At 63.2% G+C, this 19,774-nt stretch carries 19 protein-coding genes; all 19 read right to left on the reverse strand.

What is annotated here, in order from left to right; all coding sequences use genetic code 11:
* Positions 1-608: 608 nt before the first annotated feature.
* The 19 genes from J1C56_RS30630 to rhaI all read right to left on the reverse strand — a co-directional run bounded on the left by J1C56_RS30630 (position 609) and on the right by rhaI (position 19,765).
* Positions 609-1,337 (reverse strand): phytanoyl-CoA dioxygenase family protein, encoded by a 729-nt coding sequence (locus J1C56_RS30630; protein ID WP_214393691.1) that lies wholly within the window; start codon positions 1,335-1,337, stop codon positions 609-611.
* A 21-nt stretch (positions 1,338-1,358) separates the two neighbouring features.
* Complete coding sequence (locus J1C56_RS30635; protein WP_214393692.1) at positions 1,359-2,156, reverse strand: glycosyltransferase family 32 protein; 798 nt, start codon at positions 2,154-2,156, stop codon at positions 1,359-1,361.
* A 153-nt stretch (positions 2,157-2,309) separates the two neighbouring features.
* The gene (locus tag J1C56_RS30640; protein WP_214393693.1) at positions 2,310-2,612 is read right to left on the reverse strand and encodes a hypothetical protein; all 303 of its coding nucleotides are present in this window, start codon (positions 2,610-2,612) and stop codon (positions 2,310-2,312) included.
* Positions 2,613-2,710: 98 nt separating this feature from the next.
* Positions 2,711-3,217 (reverse strand): chemotaxis protein CheD, encoded by a 507-nt coding sequence (locus J1C56_RS30645; RefSeq protein WP_214393785.1) that lies wholly within the window; start codon positions 3,215-3,217, stop codon positions 2,711-2,713.
* 29 nt (positions 3,218-3,246) lie between these two features.
* On the reverse strand, positions 3,247-3,636 hold the full coding sequence (locus tag J1C56_RS30650; RefSeq protein WP_214393694.1) for a response regulator: 390 nt from the start codon (positions 3,634-3,636) through the stop codon (positions 3,247-3,249).
* The gene (locus tag J1C56_RS30655; RefSeq protein WP_214393695.1) at positions 3,614-4,687 is read right to left on the reverse strand and encodes a protein-glutamate methylesterase/protein-glutamine glutaminase; all 1,074 of its coding nucleotides are present in this window, start codon (positions 4,685-4,687) and stop codon (positions 3,614-3,616) included. The genes J1C56_RS30650 and J1C56_RS30655 overlap by 23 nt, the downstream gene beginning before the upstream one ends.
* Positions 4,684-5,580 (reverse strand): CheR family methyltransferase, encoded by an 897-nt coding sequence (locus J1C56_RS30660; RefSeq protein ID WP_214393696.1) that lies wholly within the window; start codon positions 5,578-5,580, stop codon positions 4,684-4,686. Before J1C56_RS30660 ends, J1C56_RS30655 begins: the two co-directional genes overlap by 4 nt.
* Positions 5,577-6,032 (reverse strand): chemotaxis protein CheW, encoded by a 456-nt coding sequence (locus J1C56_RS30665; RefSeq protein ID WP_214393697.1) that lies wholly within the window; start codon positions 6,030-6,032, stop codon positions 5,577-5,579. Before J1C56_RS30665 ends, J1C56_RS30660 begins: the two co-directional genes overlap by 4 nt.
* A 4-nt stretch (positions 6,033-6,036) precedes the next feature.
* Positions 6,037-8,211: a chemotaxis protein CheA gene (locus J1C56_RS30670; protein ID WP_246592190.1), complete on the reverse strand. Its 2,175-nt coding sequence runs from the start codon at positions 8,209-8,211 to the stop codon at positions 6,037-6,039.
* A 25-nt stretch (positions 8,212-8,236) separates the two neighbouring features.
* On the reverse strand, positions 8,237-8,602 hold the full coding sequence (locus J1C56_RS30675) for a response regulator (protein WP_214393699.1): 366 nt from the start codon (positions 8,600-8,602) through the stop codon (positions 8,237-8,239).
* Positions 8,599-8,895 (reverse strand): STAS domain-containing protein, encoded by a 297-nt coding sequence (locus tag J1C56_RS30680; protein WP_214393700.1) that lies wholly within the window; start codon positions 8,893-8,895, stop codon positions 8,599-8,601. The genes J1C56_RS30675 and J1C56_RS30680 overlap by 4 nt, the downstream gene beginning before the upstream one ends.
* A gap of 7 nt (positions 8,896-8,902) precedes the next feature.
* Entirely contained in the window at positions 8,903-10,897 is a 1,995-nt protein-coding gene (locus tag J1C56_RS30685) for a methyl-accepting chemotaxis protein (RefSeq protein ID WP_214393701.1), read from the reverse strand.
* 1,040 nt (positions 10,898-11,937) lie between these two features.
* Positions 11,938-13,008 (reverse strand): ABC transporter ATP-binding protein, encoded by a 1,071-nt coding sequence (locus J1C56_RS30690; protein ID WP_214393702.1) that lies wholly within the window; start codon positions 13,006-13,008, stop codon positions 11,938-11,940.
* A gap of 4 nt (positions 13,009-13,012) precedes the next feature.
* Positions 13,013-13,861 (reverse strand): carbohydrate ABC transporter permease, encoded by an 849-nt coding sequence (locus J1C56_RS30695; protein ID WP_214393703.1) that lies wholly within the window; start codon positions 13,859-13,861, stop codon positions 13,013-13,015.
* On the reverse strand, positions 13,861-14,784 hold the full coding sequence (locus J1C56_RS30700) for a carbohydrate ABC transporter permease (RefSeq protein WP_214393786.1): 924 nt from the start codon (positions 14,782-14,784) through the stop codon (positions 13,861-13,863). Before J1C56_RS30700 ends, J1C56_RS30695 begins: the two co-directional genes overlap by 1 nt.
* A 173-nt stretch (positions 14,785-14,957) precedes the next feature.
* Entirely contained in the window at positions 14,958-16,235 is a 1,278-nt protein-coding gene (locus J1C56_RS30705) for an ABC transporter substrate-binding protein (RefSeq protein WP_214393704.1), read from the reverse strand.
* A 29-nt stretch (positions 16,236-16,264) separates the two neighbouring features.
* On the reverse strand, positions 16,265-17,446 hold the full coding sequence (locus tag J1C56_RS30710; protein ID WP_214393705.1) for a PLP-dependent transferase: 1,182 nt from the start codon (positions 17,444-17,446) through the stop codon (positions 16,265-16,267).
* Positions 17,443-18,171: a FadR/GntR family transcriptional regulator gene (locus J1C56_RS30715; protein WP_214393706.1), complete on the reverse strand. Its 729-nt coding sequence runs from the start codon at positions 18,169-18,171 to the stop codon at positions 17,443-17,445. Before J1C56_RS30715 ends, J1C56_RS30710 begins: the two co-directional genes overlap by 4 nt.
* Positions 18,172-18,475: 304 nt before the next feature.
* Positions 18,476-19,765: an L-rhamnose catabolism isomerase gene (gene rhaI / locus J1C56_RS30720; protein ID WP_214393707.1), complete on the reverse strand. Its 1,290-nt coding sequence runs from the start codon at positions 19,763-19,765 to the stop codon at positions 18,476-18,478.
* Positions 19,766-19,774: the final 9 nt, after the last annotated feature.

Below are 19,774 nucleotides of genomic sequence, written 5' to 3' on the forward strand. Positions count from 1 at the left end.
CTTAAAAGGCCCGCCCCAAGCGGGCCTTTTTGCTATTTGCAGCCTGGAAACGGCCGAGCCGAAACCGCAGCAACACCCCGCAACAAAGGCACAAGCAGACAAGGCGCGACAAAAAAGCCAAAGCCTGGCACCGCAGCCAACTTCTTCAAATCCACCAGCTTGATCGCTGGCAGCAAGCTTCGCTTGCCTGCCCATGCTAGCTCCTCGTCCTCACGGACGAGGCTGAAGGGTCCGGAGGGCCGACAATGCCGATCCTGAATAGCAACATTGTCACCGAGGCGCCGGCCCTTTGCCGCTGCTTTTGGGAGCTATCGTCCCTGCAACCAACAAACAAAACGCCCGGCTAGGCAAAAAACCTGGCCGGGCGTTTTGCATTCCAAGAATACCCCCACAAAAATGCCGATGCCCGCAGCTCGCAAGGACGCCCAACCGTGGCAACACAAGGGCTGCCGGAGATCGCGCCAACTGAGCCTGGATTGGCATGGGCCACGGATCGCCCGCTTCATGCCTGGCCGAGCCTGCACGAGGTGCATGACCTCCAGATTGCTGTCGATCATGCAGACCGGCCGCCTCTTGCATCTATAGGCGGCCGCGAAGATCGAATGGCCTCAGCGGGCCAGGAACCGCCTGTCCCAGTCCGCCAGCCGATGCGCATTGCCAAGCTGCATCGCCTGGGCCAGAGCCGAGGCGACCGGGCCGAAGACTGTCGACACGAGGATCTTTTGCGCTGCAGCGAGCTCGGGGCTGCGCATGTCCGCGTCGGTCGAGCCGCGATGCAGAGCGCGGATGTCCATCATCACCACATCGCCGGCCTTGATGTTGACGCGAACGACGTCCCGGGCGGCTTCCGCAAGCACCTCGAGCAGGGTGTCATCGAGCGGCGAGGGCGAAAGGTGCGAGCATGGCACTATCCGCAGGCTGGCGCCGTCCTGGAGATAGACCAGTGCCTTGAGGCTCCCCCTGGTCTCTGACCACGGAGCGCAGTCCTTGAGGAAGTCGCTGTAGCGGCCGCGCAGGAGATCGGTGTGCCAGTACTGCGAGCGGTTGACGGTAATGTCGCTCAGGCCAAGGGCAAGATACGGACTGCCGCCGTAATAGGCCGCCAGGAAGCGGTTGACCGTGCCGTCGGCGACGATCCTGGCATGGATGGTCGCCAGGGATGGAAAGCGATGAAAGCCGGCGAGGTGGTACGAATGCGCGACATCACGCGTCTGCCCCATGCTGCCGAGGTTGTTGACAGTAGCGGCGCGAAATAGTTCGACTTCGGCTTTGCCGAAGACTGACGGCAGGACGCAAAAGCCCTGCTCCAGGCACTGGCTGGTCAGTTTCAGATCCATGCAAATCCATTCCCTGCCCTGTCATCGGGAACGGCGCTTGCGCACCTGCTTCGCCTTGGAACGCAACCGGTCGAGCACGCCACGCGTGTCCGGCTCGCCCCAAATGCGCCGTTCACTCCACAAGCTGTTGTAATTGTTTCCCCCCGACGGCACCAGATCGCTGAACTCGCCTTCGCTCGTCTTGTTGCGAATGGCCACGACCTCGCCCGTTGGCATCACCTTGACGATGTTGACCCTGCCGGTGCGGTCGACGTTCAGGCGCTGCGAATCGCCGAAGGCGATCTTGGTCCAGTCAGAGGTCTCGGCCAGCACGCGCCCGAACATGTAGGGGCCGGTCGGCTCCAGTGATGAATGGCCGTAGAAGCGATCGTTGTAATGTTCGACGACACGGGCGATCGCTCGCTCCAGCGCCGGGCTGCCGGCCTCGGCATAGATGACGGCATTGCTCACCGCCCAGGACGGATGGCCCGCAATATCGCGGAAAACCACCATGTCGCAGCGGCTGTCGATCTCGATCGGACGCAGGTGGAGATAGGACAGGTCGGAATAGAGCCCGCCATAGGTGTGAAGCAGGCAGTAGCGCGCGAGATCCGCCTTGAACGCATAGGGCGTCAGCGTGCGGTAGGCCTGCAGCACCGGTTCGGGATAGTTGTCAGCGAGAAAGGCAACCAGCTCCTCATTGCCGTAACGCCGGTACTCGGCCCTAGGATAGGTCGATCTGAACGAGTCGACATTGCGTGCGAATGCGTCGGTGGTGGCGGGTGAATGCGCACCGTCGGTGATCATGATCTGGAAGAGCCGCAGCGGCCTTGTCGTCATCCATTTGTCCCTGACATGCGGTGTATTGCTCCGCGCAAGCGGCACAGCGCCGACAGCGCGCGCGTCGCGCGTCCACGCTACGGTATCAGCACGAGCGCCGGCCTGAGAAGGGCTGCCTGGTCGAGGCGCGTGAAGGACAGTCCGCTTGCCAGGCTAGAACAGCTCGAAGTCACCTGATGACGCGGCGTTCAGCGGTCCTGAATCATGGCCGGCCAAGCGCGAGGCGAGGTCTGAAAGGGTAATCGCGGCGAGTGCCGCCTGCTGATCGATCTGCCAGCCGGGCGCAGTGGCCGCGCCGAGATCCTCGATATAGCCGGCTAAGCATCGCAGTTTCTGCTCGATATGGTCGAAGCTCTGCAGCGCCTGCGCATAATGCGGGTCGCTGGCGGCGAGCTGCCCGCCCTGTGCGGAAACCAGCGGATGCAGCCGTTCCACTTGCGCTGCGATGTCATTCAACTCGACGCTCACCCGTCCGAGCATCTCGGAAACGGGCGTAAGGGTCTCACGGCAATGTGCACTGGCACGCGATGGCATGGCGGACGACTTTCAAAAGATCAAAAGAACTCGACGGAACCGCCCGATGGCGCGACCGGTGGCTGCTTGGGTGGAACCGGGGCGACGAAGCCCTTGTCGCCGGAGAGCATGACCTGGCGGGCGCGGCCGGACAGCGGCCAGTATTCGACCCGGCGGCCGCGATCTCCGCCGAGGTCGCCGCCAACGATGCTGATGCCTTCGTTGCGCAGGAACGTCTCGGCGAACTCCGCATTCATCGCGCCGATGTCGGAGAGGCCCTCAATGGTACGGGCACCGCCGAACAGCTTGGCCTCCAGCCGGTGGCGATGCGCGCCACGCTGCAGCAGGCCGTTGACGAGAAGCTCCATCAGATGAACACCGTAGCTTTGGGCATCGAGCGACGAGCGGCCATTGTTTCCGGGCAGCAGGAAGTGGTTCATGCCGCCGGTCCGGGCAAAGGGATCGCGGATGCAGGCGGCAACACAGGACCCCAGAATGGTCGTCAGCACGACGTCCTCCCGGTCGACCACGTGGTATTCGCCACGCATGACAGTGATGCGGCTTTTGGTGACCAGGGTCACTTAAGCACTCCGACGATCGCTTCGATGGCCTTCTTGAGCGCCGGTATGGTGAACGGCTTGGTCAGGAAGTTGTTGACGCCGAGTGCGACGGCAGCTTCCAGCAGCTGGCGATCGCCCTTGCCGGTGAGCAGGATGAACGGGGTCGTGCGGGTCGGGCCATAGGAGCGGATCGCCTTCAGCAGCTGCAGCCCATCGAGCTTCGGCATGTTGAAGTCGGAGATGACCATATGGCAGGGCTGTTCCATCATCATGCGCAGGGCCTGCTCGCCGTCCTTGGCGATGGAGATCTTGCGGATGCCCATCTCCTGCAACGCATCGGTGATGAGCATGCGGCTGGTCGTCGTATCGTCGACGACGAGGACCTTAAAGTGTTCGAGGAAGGACATTTTTGACTCCATTGGAATTCGAGCGCGTCAGCGCGAGGATATGGGAGGCGATCTTGTCCAGCGGCGCCTGCCGCTCGACCGCGCCGACTTCGAAGGCGACCCTGGGCATGCCGTAGACAAGGCTGGTGGCCTCGTCCTGGCCGAGCGTATTGGCGCCGGCCTGACGCATCTGCAGCAGCCCGGCAGCGCCGTCGCGGCCCATGCCGGTCAGGATGGCGCCGACGGCTTTGGAACCCGTCGCCTTGGCGACCGAGGCAAACAGCACATCGACCGACGGCCGGTGACCGTTGACAGGATCGGTGCTGCGCAACCGGCAGCGCAACTGGCCGGGCCCCGAGATCTCGAGATGCGTGGCGCCGCCAGGGGCGAGATAGACATGCCCCGGTGTCAGCGGCGCGCCATCGACGGCCTCGCTGACATGCGGCCTCGACATGCGGTTGAGACGCTCGGCGAAGCTCTTGGTGAAGGCTCCCGGCATATGCTGGGTGATGACGGTGGGCGGGCAGTTTTCGGGGAACTGCGACAGCACCGCAATCAGGGCCTCGACGCCGCCGGTCGATGAGCCGATCGCAACGATCTTGCCGCTGGGCACATAGTCGGCATTGCCCACCGGCTGCTCGCGCTGCCCGCTGGCCTGATGGGCGTTCGCCAACGGGCGGATCTGGGCACGCGCCGCAGCTTTGACCGTAGCCTGCAATGCGCCGAAGGCCCTGTCATCGCTGAACGAAGCCTTGGAGATGCAGTCGAAGGCGCCGATCTCCAGGGCGGTGATCGTGGCTGTGGCATCCCGGCTGGTCAGGCTCGACACCATGATCACGGGCATCGGCCGCAGCCGCATGATCTTTTCGAGAAATTCGAGCCCGTTCATGTTCGGCATCTCGACGTCAAGCGTGATGACGTCGGGGTTGAGTTCCTTGATCTTGGCACGGGCCTCCAGCGGGTCGGCGGCATGGCCGACGACCTCGATGGCCGGGTCGAGGCGCAGCACCGCCGAAAGCAGCGTGCGCATGGTGGCGGAATCGTCGACGATGAGAACGCGAACCGGCTTCATGCGGCGCCATCGCGCAGCTTGTAGGTGGTGATGCCCTCTGGCTGGAAGTCCGCCGTCGCGGGTCCCGAGACCCGCTCGGAATGGCCGATATAGAGGGTGCCGCCCGCCGTCAGCAGCGGTACGAAACGGCTCCAGATCCGCGACTGTGTTGCTTCCTCGAAATAGATGACGACGTTGCGGCAATAGATCGCCTGGAAGCGGCCCTTCATCGGCCATGCTCCGATGAGGTTGAGCTCGCGGAAGGCTACGATCGTGCGCATCTCGTCGGCGGCGCTGAAGGAGGTGCCGTCGCCCGACCGGGACGGTGTGAACCAGCGCCGGCGCAGGTCCGGCGGCACCGGCCGCAACGCGGCCTCGCTGTAGATCCCCTCGCGGCCGAACGCGACCATGTTGGGGTCGATGTCGGTCGCCAGAACCCTGATGTCGTAGTTGGCGGCCTCGGGCATCAGCGACAGGATCGTCAACGCGATCGAATAGGGCTCGGCGCCATTGGAGCATGCCGCCGACCAGATCCTGACCCGGCCGCCACGCCGCGCCGCATCGAGAAGCGGCGGCAGGACCTGCTTTGCCAGGTGCTCGAAATGATGCGGCTCGCGGTAGAAATTGGTGACGTTGGTGGTCAACGCCGCCAGCATCTTCTGGCGTTCGTCGAGCCCATCGCGCGAGGCGATGAGCGTGCAGTAGTCGCGGAAGCTTTCGAGTCCGAGCGCGCGCAACCGCTTCGACAGCCGGGAATAGACGAGTGCCGCCTTTGCCTCGGTCAGGTGGATGCCGGCGTCGGCGTGGAGCATCGCCGCGATCTGCCGCATGTCCTCGCCGGTGAGCACGAACTCGCCGGCCACCAGGCTCTGCCGCTGGCCGCGCGGTTTGTCGATGTTTTGCAGACCGGTCATGCCGCGATCGGCTCAAGCGCCGGCAGGACGTTGTCCAGCGCGATCAGGCTGATCATGCGGCCTTCGATGGCAAGCACGCCGCGCACGAAGGTCTTGGCCATGTCGGAGGCGACGTCGGGCGTCGGCTTGATGGCGTCGTCGGTGACCGACAGGATGTCGGAAACCGCATCGACCAGAAGCCCCACCACCTGCGAGCCGACCTGCGCCACCATGATGACGTGACGCACGGTGGGCTCCGGCGGCTGGAAGCCGAGGCGGGCGGCAAGGTCGACGATCGGCAGGATCGCGCCGCGCAGGTTGATGACGCCGCGGACGTAAGGCGGCGACTTGGGCAGCACGGTCGCTGGTGCCCAGCCCCTGATCTCGCGCACCGACATGATGTCGACGCAGAATTCCTGCTCGCCGATACGGAACGCGATGAGCTCGCGGCTGCTGTTGTCGTGTTTGATCATGGCATCACCCTGCTGCTGCAAGAACGGGTTCAAGAATGGTCGCGTCGGACTGCGAATTGGCGATCACGGTATCGACGTCGATGATGAGGGCGACGCGGCCATCGCCGAGGATGGTTGCGGCGGCGATACCCGGCACATGCCGGTAGTTGGATTCCAGGCTCTTGATGACGACCTGGCGCTGGCCCTGGATCGTATCGACGAGCAGGGCGCTGCGGCGGCCGCCTTCGGTCTCGACCAGGATCGCCACGGCCGCCAACGGATCGGTGGCCGTGGTGCGGAAACCGAGCTCGCGGCCGACGTCGATCAACGGCGTGAAGGTATCGCGGATCGCAATGACCCGGGCGCCGCCGCCGAGACCGTGCACGTCGGCCGCCTTTGGCTGCAGGGTCTCGATGATGGCTGTTAGCGGTACCACCAGTGTCTGGTCGGCGACCGTTACCACCATGCCGTCGAGCACGGCGAGCGTCAGGGGCAGGCTCATGGTGAAGGTCGAGCCCTTGCCGGGCCTGGAGGTGATCGACAGTCGACCGCCAAGGCTCTGGATCGAACGCTTCACCACATCCATGCCGACGCCGCGGCCTGAGATGTTCGACACTTCCGACGCCGTCGAGAAACCCGGCAAGAAGATCAGATTGTCGATCTCCTCGTCGGAAAGCACGGCATCGGCTGCGATCAGGCCCTTCTCGGCGGCGATCGCCTTGACCCTTGAGCGGTTGATGCCGGCACCGTCGTCGGCAACCTCGATGACGATGCGGCCGGAGCGGTGCATCGCCGACAAACGAACCACGCCCTCAGCCGGCTTGCCGGCGGCGACGCGCACTTCGGGCTTCTCCAGCCCGTGATCGATGGCATTGCGGATCATGTGGGTCAGCGGGTCGTTGAGACGGTCGATCACCGTCTTGTCGACCTCGGTGCCCTCGCCGTCGGTGATCAGGCGTACCTGCTTGCCTGTCATGCCGGCGACTTCGCGCACCAGGCGCGGAATGCGCTGGAACACCGACTTCACCGCCTGGGCGCGGATGGCCATGACGCAGTCCTGGATTTCGCGCGTCAGGTGCTCGAGTTCGTCGAGACCAAGGGCGACGGCGGATCCGGGCACGTGACCGGCTTCCATGACGCGCTGCGACAGCATCGCCTGGTTGATCACAAGTTCGCCGACGAGATCGATCAGCCGGTCGACCCGCTCGAGATCGGCGCGGATGGTCTGCGGAGCGCCCGCATTTGCATTGGCGCCGCCTTCGCCGTTGCGTGCCGCAACAGCCTTTGCCGGTTGAGCGTCGATTTCGGCAACAGCCTCCCGTTCTTCGGCCAATGGCAGCGGGATGATGTCGGCTGTCGTTGCCGGAAGAGACGTTTCATCGGCCTGGATGGAGCGGAGCAGGGCAGCGAATGCATCTTCGGTCGAGCCGGCGCCGGAGTCGGCATCGCCGTCGGCGTCGGATGCCTGAATGGTCAGGCTGGAATCCCATTCCACGAATTCGAAGACCTCGCGGATCGCATCCTCGCCCTTCTCGGTGGTGAGCCGCATGGTCCATTCGAGATAGGCGCCCTCCGGATCGAGTTCGGCGAGTTGCGGCAGTCCACTCGCATCGCAGCTGGTCTCCAGCTGTCCCAGGCGTTCCAGTTCGCGCAGCACCAGCGCCGTCTCGTTGCCCTTGGCATAGAGTTCGGGCCTGGGCTTGAAAGTGATCGTGTAGCTACGTCCGGCAACGGCCGGGGTGTCCGAAAAGTCGAACGCCACGCTGACGGGCGTGAAGGAGAAGTCGCTCATGTCGTCTTCTTCTTCGGCGCTGGCATCCGCCCCGCCGGGACTCAGTGCGGTGAGTTCAGCGACCAGCACTTCGCTGCGCCCGCTGTCGACCGCGTGGCCATCGCGTGCCGCCGCCACGAGATCCGCCAAAAGATCGGCGGCGCGCAGCATGACGGCCATGACGTCGGCTGTCGGCTCCAGCGCGCCGTTCCTGACATGGTCGAGCGTGGTTTCGAAGACATGGGCGAACTGCACCAGGTCTCCGAGGCTGAAGGCGCCAGCGCCGCCCTTGATCGAATGTACCGCGCGGAAAACCGCGTTCACGGTGTCGGATTCGGCTTCCCCGCGTTCCATCGCGAGAAGGCCGGTTTCCAGTTCGGCGAGTTGCTCCTCGCACTCCTGGAAGAAGGTCTGCTTGACTGCTGCCATTGCATCCACGGACATGTCTCCCAATTCAGGCCGACACGCGGCGGATGGCGTCGACCAGCTTGGCCGGATCGAAAGGCTTGACGATCCAGCCGGTCGCGCCGGCACGCCGGGCGCGATCCTTCTTTTCGGCATCGCTCTCGGTCGTCAGGACCAGGATCGGAATGCCGCGATAGGTTTCGTCGGCCCGGACATGCTCGATGAAGCCGAAGCCATCCATCCTGGGCATGTTGATGTCGGTGACGATGACCCGTGGGGTTTCGCCCTTCAGCACCTCGAGGCCATGGACGCCGTCCTCGGCTTGAATGACCCTGTAGCCGGCTTGCGTCAGCGCCAGTTTCAACATCTCGCGCATGGTGCGAGAATCATCGACGGTCAAAATGGTCGCGCTCATTCCGGCATCTCCTCCCTGGTGAAATCCGCTTGCGAGAAGCCCAGGAGCCGCAGGCCTTCGACGAAGCCGGGCGTCAGGTTGGTGAAGGAGAGCGCGGTTTCATCCGCGCTCCAGGTTTGTTGAGCCGACAGGAGAACCTGAAGGCATTGACCGCCGATCCGCTCCACGCGCGAGGCATCGATGGTCAGCGCGGTTCCGCGCATTGCGAGCAGGCTTTCGGTCAGTGGCGCTGCCGCCCTGAGGTCCAGAACTGCGGCAAGCTCGAGTATCCGTTGCGATGGATCGGGGGTCATGGCTGGCTCAGAACTCCTGCCAGTCGTCGGCCGCCGGAGCGATCGCACGGGCCGCGGAAGAACCGAAGCTCGACGACGCGACCTTCAGTTCGGGCCGCGGAGCGCGGGCCGGAGCCTTGGAGCTTGACGGACGGCCGGAGGACTCGACGACCGAGAGCTTGCCGAGCCGGAAGGTGCTGATCTGGCGCGACAGCTCTTCGGTTTCCTGGGACAGCGAGTGGCTCGCGGCAGTCGATTCTTCGACCATCGCGGCGTTCTGCTGCGTGACCTGGTCCATCTGGTTGACCGCCGAGTTGACCTGATCGAGACCGGTCGACTGCTCATGAGCGCTTGCCGCGATGTTGGTGACGACGGCATTGATTTCGGCCACCTGGAGCACGATGCGCTCCAATGCCCTGCCGGTTTCAGCAACCAGCTTCACGCCTTCGCCGACCTGGGTCGTTGATGCCGAGATCAGGCTCTTGATTTCGCGAGCGGCTTCCGCCGAACGCTGGGCCAATGCACGCACTTCCGAGGCGACCACGGCGAAGCCGCGTCCAGCATCGCCGGCACGAGCCGCTTCGACGCCGGCATTGAGCGCCAGAAGGTTGGTCTGGAAGGCGATCTCGTCGATCACGCCGATGATGCGGCTGATCTGCTCGGACGACTTCTCTATCGTGCCCATGGCGTCGATTGCCTTGCGCACCACGACGCCGCTGGTCTCTGCATCGGTCTTGGCCGTCGAAACGACGTCACGGGCATGCACTGCACCTTCAGCCGTCTTCTTGACGGTCGCGGTGATCTCGTCGAGCGCAGCTGCGGTCTCTTCGAGGCTTGCAGCCTGCTGTTCGGTGCGGCGCGACAGGTCGTCGGCAGCGGTGTAGATCTCGCCGGTGCCGGCATGGATCGCTTTCACGGAGGACGTGATGCTGAGCATGGTCTGCTGCAGCTTCTCGACCGACTCGTTGAAGTCCTGCCGCAGCTTGACCAGCTTGTCGGGGAACGGCGCATCGATGCGGTGCATCAGGTCGCCCTTCGACAGGGCGTCGAGGCCGTTGCCCAGGGCAACGATGGCGACGTGATCCTGGCGATCTTCCTCGGCTTTCTGCGCAGCGCGTGCTGCGTTGTCTTCTTCGACGCGACGGCGGGTTTCAGCGGCTTCGGCTTCGAGGCGCACCTTTTCGATCGCGGCGTCCTTGAAGGTCTGCACGGCGGACGCCATCTGGCCGACTTCGTCCTGACGGCCGATGGCCGGAACGATGACCTTGAGGTCACCGGCGGCCAGGCTGCGCATGGCATGCGTCATGTTGTTCACCGGCGTTGCGATTTGGCTCGAGAGCCAAAGCGCGATCACCACGAGGATGGCGATGGTCAGGCCCGCGCTGCCGAGCTGCAGGTATTGTGCAGTGGCGATGGCGTCATTCTTGATGATCGCGGTTTCGTCTTCCCACCGGGTGATCTCGGCCTGCATCTCGGCAACCGCCTTGCGGACGGTGGCCTGCACTTCCGATGCCCGAACCGAGGATCCGCGCTCGCGTCCCTCCGCGTAGGTTGCTTGATTGCTGGCGAGTTGGACCATCGGGTCGCCAACCTCGTTGCGCCAGTTTTCGGCCATGCCCCTGAAGTTCTCGACCGCGGCGATGACGGCCTTGTCGTCGATCGGCAGGTTCAGGGCTTCGCCGATCGTCTTGTCGACGTTCTTCGAGGTGTCGTAATAGCGCTTGGCTACGTCTTCCCTGAGATTGAGCAGGTAGGTGCGAGCAATGTTGGATCGGTCGAGGTGCAGCGCCTCCGCCTTGCCGACGGTGGAAAGCACTCGGCTGGCCACCTGCAATTCTGCGCTGGCGGCTTCCAGCGTGCTGAGCGCGCGCATCATCATGAACCCGACGATGACGCTGACGAGCACGATCGCCGAGAAGGCGAGGGCCAGCTTTCGCGTGATGCTGAGATTGGCGGCGGAGAAGCCCCGTCTCTGCGGCGGAGCGCCGTAGTGGGTTGATGTCTGGTCGAAGGTGATACTCATTGGGCGTTTCCTTGCCGTAGAGATAGCGAATCTGGTTGCCTGGCCGCAGGTCTTCCTTGTCGGCAAAGTATCGCCGTCCGGTGAGAAGCTTTTTTGCTTCGCACCGCCTGAAGACGTGCAGAATGTGAGTTAGGAGATGTCGCCGGCGGCGTCGCCAGCGAGTGCTTTGCTTCGAAAAAAGGAGGAGATCTAAAAGAGGCTCTTCAAATGTGGCGTATTAGAAATTGCTCATGCCTTGCCTGCTGTTCCATTCCCCGAGAGCGCCGACAGGAACCCCTCCCTGTACTTAAAAATTTAGCTATCTCGTTGACTCGACGTATTCAGAAGAAATTACCCAAGTGTAAATGCCGGCAACACTGCCAAGGCTTCGAGTCTTCAGTACTTGTACGGCAAGAGTCTTCGGCGCCCCAAAAGCAATGCCTGGAAGTTAAGATGTCTGTATTGAGGATGATCGTCTCAAGATAATCCAGTACTCTTGCAAGGTTATACGCCAGTTGAATCCGCCTCGATCCTAGTCGGCGGCGGTTCATTCAAGCCGCCGCTGACAGTCGAGTCCGCTGCCTTTCGGGCTTTGTCGAACGGTTGTTGCCCGGTGACTCAACGGAAAGGCGGCTATCGATCTGCCTCATTCTTGCCTTTCTTGGCGGTGGACTTGTTAGAGTTCAGAGGCCGATGCGCTGCGAGATTCCGCAGAGTCACGTGATTTTTTTTGCGCGATGGCACTTAAGTTGACCTTGAGTCACGCGACCTGTCGCGATGTCTGCGCGCGCCGGTTGTGAGCCGGTTTTGCAACTCGCCGAACAAGGGGAATCATGGAGTGGAGGCCTTGCCTCAGGCCGCATGCGGCCCTCTTCCCACAGTTGAATCTCGGCAAGTTTTACTTCCTGTTTAGTTGCAATGCGTGCTGCTAGAGGCAGCCACAACAGGTTTGTGCACAAATGAAAGTGCCACCGTAGAAGGTTTGTACACAAATGAAAAAGGCGCCGGCCACCGCCGACGCCTTCTCCGGGTGGGCACTCGTGGCGCCCGCCGCAGTCAACTCACCCGACGCGCTGGCCGCTTTTCGGATCGAAGACATGCAGGTCAGCGGCGCTCGCCGACAGCCGAACCATATCGCCCGGCTTCACCGAGACCCGCCCCATGGCAAACACGCACACCTGCTGGCCAGCTAGCTTGGCGTAGAATTGCGTCGACAGGCCCAGGGGTTCGACGACCTCGACCTGGACGGAGATGTCGCCGTCGGCAGCGACACGCATATGCTCGGGCCGCAGCCCGATGCTGACCTCGTCACCATCCGCGACCGGCAGGCTCGCCAGCATCGGCAGGCGCTGGCCATCGGCTAGGATGGCTGCCACGTCGGCGTCGGTTCGCCTGATGGTGGCCGGCAGGAAATTCATCCCCGGCGAGCCGATGAAGCCGGCAACGAACGCGTTGGCGGGCCGATCATAGAGGTCGAGCGGCGCGCCAACCTGCTGGACGACGCCATCGTGCATGACGACGATGCGGTCGGCCATCGTCATCGCCTCGACCTGGTCGTGGGTGACATAGACCGACGTCGTCTTGAGCTGCTGGTGCAGCGCCTTGATCTCGGTGCGCATGTGCACCCGCAGCTTGGCATCGAGATTGGACAGCGGCTCGTCGAACAGGAACACTTTCGGGTCGCGCACGATGGCGCGGCCCATGGCCACGCGCTGGCGCTGGCCGCCCGAGAGCTGGCGCGGCAGGCGCGCGAGCAGTTTGTCGAGGCCGAGCCGGCTCGCCGCGCCGTTGACCCTGGTGTCGATCGCGTTCTTCTCGGCCTTCCTCAGCGTCAGGCTGAAGCCCATGTTCGAGGCGACATTCATGTGCGGATAGAGCGCGTAGGACTGAAACACCATGGCGATGTCGCGGTCCTTGGGCGCGACGTCGTTGACGACACGCTCGCCGATGCGGATCTCCCCCGCCGAGACTTCCTCGAGGCCTGCGATCATCCTCAGCAGTGTGGACTTGCCGCAGCCGGATGGGCCGACCAGCACCACGAACTCGCCATCTGCGATCTCCAGGTCGACGGCCTGGAGTACGTTGAGCGAGCCGTAGTCCTTCTGGACCTTGTTGAGCGTAACCGAAGCCATGGTCCTACCCTTTGACGGCGCCGGCGGTCAGGCCGGTCACGAGATAGCGTTGCAGGAATGCGAAGAAGATGCAGACCGGAATGAGCGCCAGGATCGACGCCGCCATCATCTGTCCCCAGTCGACGGCGAACTTGCCGATGAAGGTGAGCAGGCCGACGGCGAATGTCTTCTGGCCTTCGCTGGATATCAGCATCAGCGCGAACAAAAGCTCGCTCCATGCCGCGGTGAAGACAAAGCCGAGCGTTGCGCCCATGCCGGGTAGCGTCAGCGGGATGATGATGCGGCGAAGCGCCTGGAAGCGGGTGCAGCCGTCGATCATCGCCGCTTCTTCCAGGTCCTTCGGGATGCCGTCGAAGAAGGACTGCATCAGGAAGGTGGCGAAGGCGGTGTTGAAGGCGGTGTAGATGATGATCAGGCCGGTCAGGCTGTTGGTCAGGCCGAGTTCGCCCATGATGCGGTAGATCGGCGGGATGACCATCACCAGCGGGAACGTCTGTGTCAGCAGCAGGGCTATCGCCACAGTCGTCTTGCCGCGGAAGGAAAAGCGCGACATGGCGTAGCCGGCGCCCGAGGCGATGACCGTCACCAGGATGGCGGTGGTCACCGACACCAGCACGCTGTTGAAGAAGTAGAGCGGGAAATCGCTCGCCCTCAGCACGGTGGCGTAGTTTTCGAAGGTGGTCGCCGACGGCCACAGCGTGATGCCGTCCGAGTAGAGCAGCGACTGCGGCGTGACCGAGATCTTCAGCGTCCAGTAGATCGGAAACAGCGCGAAGATGACGTAGGCGCTGATCGCGCCATAGAGGCCGATGCCGCCGAGCAGGCGCGCGGAAGTCGAACGTCCGGCAATCATCACGAATTCCTCGCGAGCGAGCGGCGGATGCCGATGAGCACGACCGCATAAAGGATGAGCAGCAACAAAAGCAGAACGGCGACGGCTGAGGCGTAGCCCTTGTCCAGCGATTTGAAGGCGCTGACATAGATGTAAGTGGCAACAGTGTTGGTGGCGCCGGCCGGGCCGCCTGCGGTCATGACGAAGATCAGGTCGGCGAAGGTAGCGATCCAGATCGTGCGCAGCATCACGGTGATGGCAATCGTCGGCGCCAGGAACGGCAGCGTCACCTTGGAAAAACGCTGCCATGGCGAGGCACCGTCGATGGCAGCAGCTTCATGCAGCTCGGACGGGATCGATTTCAGCGCCGCGAGCAGCGTGATGGCGAAGAACGGCACGCCGAACCAGACATTGGCGATGATCGGTCCCCACATCGCGGTGGCCGGATCGGACAGGATGCTTGTCGGCTCTGCCTGCAGCCCGAGCGCATGGAGCCAGTGCGGCAACGGCCCGACGATCGGGTTGAACAGCCATGCCCAGGTCAGGCCGGACAGGAACGATGGCACCGCCCAAGGCAGGAACACCACCGCCTGAACGACCTTGCGTCCGAAGAACGGCCGGTCGAGCAGCAGCGCCAGCCCGAGACCGAGGAAGAACTGGAAGAACAGGCTGCCGACCGTCCACCACAATGTGTTGTAGAGTGCCTGCCCGAGCAGAGCGTCGGAGAACATGGCCTGGTATTGGCCGAGGCCGACATACTCCGACTTGAAGGCCGAGAACTTGCGGAACGAATAGCTGATGCCGACGATGAGAGGCACCAGCAGCACCGTCACCAGCAGGATCAGCGCCGGGCCGAGATAGAGCCACGGCTCGAGGCCGGGCATGCCGGATCGTCTGGGTCCCGTTTTCAGGGGGGATCTCAATGCGGTGACTGCTGTGGTCATGGCGATTGCTTTCGACATGGCGAAAAAATCGCCCCCTCGCGCGCGGCCTCGCCTCCAAGGGGAGAAAGGGCTTGGCGGCGATGCCGGCATGACCGCGTGTCGGTCGGCGAGGGGGCAGCAAGGGAGCCCTGACAGGGCATGGTTGGCGGGGCATCGCTGCCCCGCCATGGCCATTACTTCTTGTTTTTGGCCATCCAGTCTTGCTGTTCCTTGGTCAGGAACGCCGACCATTCGTCGGCGATTTCCTTGGCCGTACGCTGGCCAAGCAGCACTTCCTGGAAATTCTTGACCGAGACCTGGTCATAGAAGTTGCCGAGATTTTCGAGATGCACCGGCGGCGTCACGAACTCGAACTTGTCCGGATTGCTCAGCTCGTCGAACCAGCCCTTGAACTGCTCGGTCTTGAAGTGCGGGTCCTCGGCAGCGCTGGTGTGGATGGGCAGAACGCCCACCTCCTTGGCCCAACCGATGTTGTTTGCCGGCGAAAGCAGGCTCGACATCAGCTTCCAGGCGTCTTCCTTGACATCCGAGTTTGCGAACATCGACCAGCCGGCGTAGCCGAGCGTCGGATAGGACTTGCCCGACGGTCCGGTTGGCATCGGCGCAACCGCGAAGTCGTCCGGGCTCATCTTCTCGGCAATGCCGATCAGCGCATCCGGATCCTGGTCGAGCATCGCGCAGGTGCCGGAGTAGAAGCCGGTCACGATCTCGTTGAAGCCCCAGCTGACGCTGTCCTTGGGGGCGTAGCCATTCTTGTAGATTTCGGCCAGCATTTCGAGGCCCTTGACCGAGCCGGGCTCGTTGAGGGTCGCCGTGCCGTCTTCCTTGAAGTAGCCGCCCTTGCCGTTGGCGATGTTCATGAACATCTGCACGCCGTTGAAGCCGCCGGGGCCGCCGCGCAGGCAGTAGCCATACTTGCCGTTGATCGCCGAGATCTTCTTGTTGGCGTCCATGAACTCGTCGAGCGTCGTCGGCGCATGGTCGAGGCCGGCTTCCTTGAACAGCTTCTTGTTCCAGAACATGGCGCGCAGGTAGTAGCCGTAGGGCAGCATGTACTGCTTGCCGTCGACCACCGAGCCGAACTGCTTGGCGCGGTCGCCAAGCGTTGCGGCGTCGCCCCACTTGGCCATGTAAGGCGTGAGATCCTCGAGTTGGCCGTTGGTGCCGTAGAGGCCAAGCCAGCGTTCGGGCATCTCGACGATGTCAGGGGTGTCGCCAGCCTGCACCATGGTCAGGAACTTTTCGAAGGCCTGGCCCCAGGGCAGCGAGACCAGCTCGACCTTGACGCCCGGGTTTGCCGTTTCGAATTCGGCGATCTGCTTCTTCAGGAACTCGGTGCGCGGCGGGCTGGTGATGACCTCGACCATCTTGATGGTGGAATCGGCGAGCGCCGATCCCGCCGAAAGGGCAAGGCCGACGGCCGTTGCGAACAACAGGTTGTATTTCTTCATTCCAGTCACTCCCATTCTTGGATTTGAAGTTATTTTCTTTTTGCTTCCTCGAAGGCTCGACTGACGTCGGCCCAGAGGTCCTCCACATTTTCCAGCCCGACATTCAGCCTGATGGTCCGCGGGCTGACCCCGAACCGGCCGATGGAATTGGCATCCGGCGTCTGCTGCAGCGAGGCGAGCGCCGGCACGACGAGGCTTTCATGCCCGCCCCAGCTGACGCCGATGCGGAACAGCTTCAGCGCGTCGGTGAAGGCCGGTACGTCGATGTCGTCGGTCACCTCGAAGGAGAACAGGCCGGAATAGCCAGCGAGCGTCTTCTTGCCCGGATGGTTGGAGAAGGCGGGATGGTTGACGCGCTCGACATGGGCGTGGCCCTTCAGCCGTTCGGCGATGGTCAGTCCGCTCTTCATGTGGTGCGGCAGCCTGAGCGGCAGCGTGCGCAGGCCGCGCAGCAAAAGCCAGGCTTCGAAGGGCGACAGCTTGGCGCCGAGATAGGGATAGGTGCGCTCGTTGATGCGGCGGATGTGCTCGGCAGATCCGGCAACGACGCCGGCAACCGTGTCGCTGTGGCCTCCCAGATACTTCGAGGCCGAATGCATGACGAGGTCGACGCCATGCAGGATCGGCTTCTGGAACAGTGGCGTCGCCCAGGAATTGTCGATGACGCTGACGATGCCGCGCTCGCGCGCCATGGCGGTCAGGACTTCAAGATCCTGCAGCTCGAACATCATCGAGGTCGGGCTTTCGAGATAAAGCATCGCCGCACCCGGCAATGCCGCCGCCACCGCCTCGGGATCGGAGCCGTCGACATAGTCGACCTTGATGCCGAGATGCGGCAGGAGACGCTCGAACAGGCGGTAGGCATCGCCATAACAATTGCGGACAGCGACGATGCGTTCGCCCGCACCGACGAAAGCCAGCACCGTCGAACTGATCGCCGCCATGCCGCTGGAAAAGCCGCGTGCCGCCTCAGCCCCTTCAAGCGCCGCAATCTTGCTTTCGAACTCCATGACGGTCGGATTGTTGCCGCGCGAATAGATCGGCTTGGTGCTGCGGCCGGCGAAGACATCGGCCATGTCTTCATAGCTGTCGAAGGTGAACAGCGACGTCTGGTAGATCGGCGGAACCACGGCGCCACCGGGAAACGGCTCGTCATGGGCAAGCAGGGTTGCTGCCTCGGCAATGAAATCCCGCTCGAAATCGTTGCTCATCTGTTGCCTGCGCGTTTGAGATTGGCGTCGCCGCGGCGAAGGTCGGCTTCGACGGTGGCGATCAGCTTCAGGGCCTCGCTGCGCGCGCCTTCTGCATCGCGCGCCGCGATCCGTTCGTAGACCGTGCGGTGATAGGGAAAGCTGGCGTGGCCGAAATCGCGCACGCCAAGCGGATGCTCCCAGAAGCGGTGGAACAGCTCGTGCATCGCCGAGATGATCTGCTCGAACAGCGGGTTGCCCGACACCCGGTAGATCGCCTGGTGAAAGTCCCAGTCCTCGTCCGACGACATGCCGGCACGGCTGTGGAAGGCTTCCTCCATCGTCTCGAGCTTCTGGCGGATGAGTTCCAGTTCGGCCGGACCGGCGCGCAAGGCGCACAGCGCCGCCGCCTCCGCCTCGAGCCCGCGCCGTATTTCCAGCGTGTGCATCAGGCTTTCGAAATCGTTGCCAGAGGCGAATGTCAGCGGCAGGTGCAGCATGTCGCGCGACACCGCCGCCTTGAGATAGGTGCCGCTGCCCTGGCGGCGCTCGACGAGGCCGAGCCCTTCCCATCGCGTCAGCGCCTCGCGCACCGTGGTGCGGCTGACCTTGAGCCGCTCGGAAAGAACGCGCTCCGTCGGCAGCCGGTCGCCGGGCTTGAGCTCCTCCTGCATGACGAAATCCGCCAGCACGTTGAGCACCGCATCGTCGCGCGCTGTGGCTTGAAGGGGAGGCAGGTCGAACACGCCAGCATTTCCAATTGGTACAATGGTCCAACCAATTTCTGCATGGAGAGGCGCGGCTGTCAATTGCAAATGTCGGGAATTTTCAGGAGCGGTCGCTTGCGTCAGCCTGCCGCGAGGTGCGAGGCGGCGTCAGGCCGCCTGTAAGCCGTGCCAAAGACCGTGCTTTGGCTGGCGCGGCAGGTTGCGCGAAAGTGCATGAAATCAAGCAGGTAGGGTATGCAGGAGCACCATCGCCGCATGAAAAAGCATGCGAACCGCGCCCGAGCGAGCGCGGTCTCTTTCAGTCAGGCGAATGGAGGCGGTGCTAGACGATTCCGCCGCTGCCGCCGACTGCTGCTGGACGCGCCGCCGCCACCTTGGCGCGGTGACCAGCCGCGCGATAGGCGGCGACGGGATCGATGGCGCCGCCTGATTTGAGCCGCGCCATGGCAAGGATCGGCTCGACATCGGTGCGGTAGGCCGCCTTCAGCGTCTGCGTTGCCATCAGCGCGTCATTGGCGTCCTGGAAACCTTCCAGTGCCTTGCGGTCGACCAGCAATGCCGTCGCATAAGCGCGCTGCACCTCCACTGCCGACAGCATCAGGCTCTCGATCGGGTCGGTGACGTTGTGGCTCTGGTCGAGCATGTGGGCGGGGTTGAAACCCTCGGCGTGGTTCAGCTCGGCGTCGACCAACTCATTGAAGACGAGAAACAGCCGATAGGGATCGATCGAGCCGGCATCGAGATCGTCGTCGCCATATTTCGAATCGTTGAAATGGAAGCCGCCCAGCTTCTTGAACTGGATCAGCCGCGACACGATCATCTCGATGTTGACGTTGGGCGCGTGGTGGCCAAGGTCGACGAGGCAGAACGCCTTCGGTCCCAATTCCTTTGCGATGATGTAGTTGGTGCCCCAGTCCTGCACGACCGTCGAATAGAAGGCCGGCTCATACATCTTGTGCTCGGAAAACAGCCGCCAGTCGTCCGGTAGGGCGGCATAGATCTCGCGCATCGAATGGAGATAGCGCTCGAATGCACTGGCGAAATTGACCTGGCCGGGAAAGTTCGAGCCGTCGCCGATCCATACCGTCAGCGCCTTCGAGCCGAGCGTCCTGCCGATCTCTATGCATTCGAGATTGTGCTCGATGGCCTGCTGGCGCGTGCCGGCGTCGGCATGCGACAGCGAGCCGTATTTGTAGGAACGTGCCTGGTCCTTGGCGTCGGAGAAGGTGTTGGAGTTCATCGCATCGAAGCCGAGGCCGAAGCGGCTCGCCGCCTGCTTCAGCCGGTTGGCGTCGGCCTTGTCCCAGGGAATATGCAGCGACACGCTGGGTGTCGCCTTGGTCAGCTCGTTGATGACGGCGCAGTCCTCGATCTTGTCGAAGATGTCGCGTGGTTCGCCTGCCCCCGGAAAGCGCGCGAAGCGCGTGCCGCCAGTGCCGACACCCCAGGACGGGATCGCAACGCCGAAATTCTGGACCTTGTCGCGGATGGCGTCGATCTTGATGCCGCGCCGCTCGAGCTGCTCGCCAAGCGTGTCGTAGTCGCGTCGCAGGTTGCCTTCACGCGCGGCGTTGTCCTTTTCGACGACGGTCTTGTCGATCACATGTTCCATCAGCAATTC

Origin of the sequence: Aminobacter anthyllidis (genome assembly GCF_018555685.1) — a bacterium.
Classification (GTDB): domain Bacteria; phylum Pseudomonadota; class Alphaproteobacteria; order Rhizobiales; family Rhizobiaceae; genus Aminobacter; species Aminobacter anthyllidis.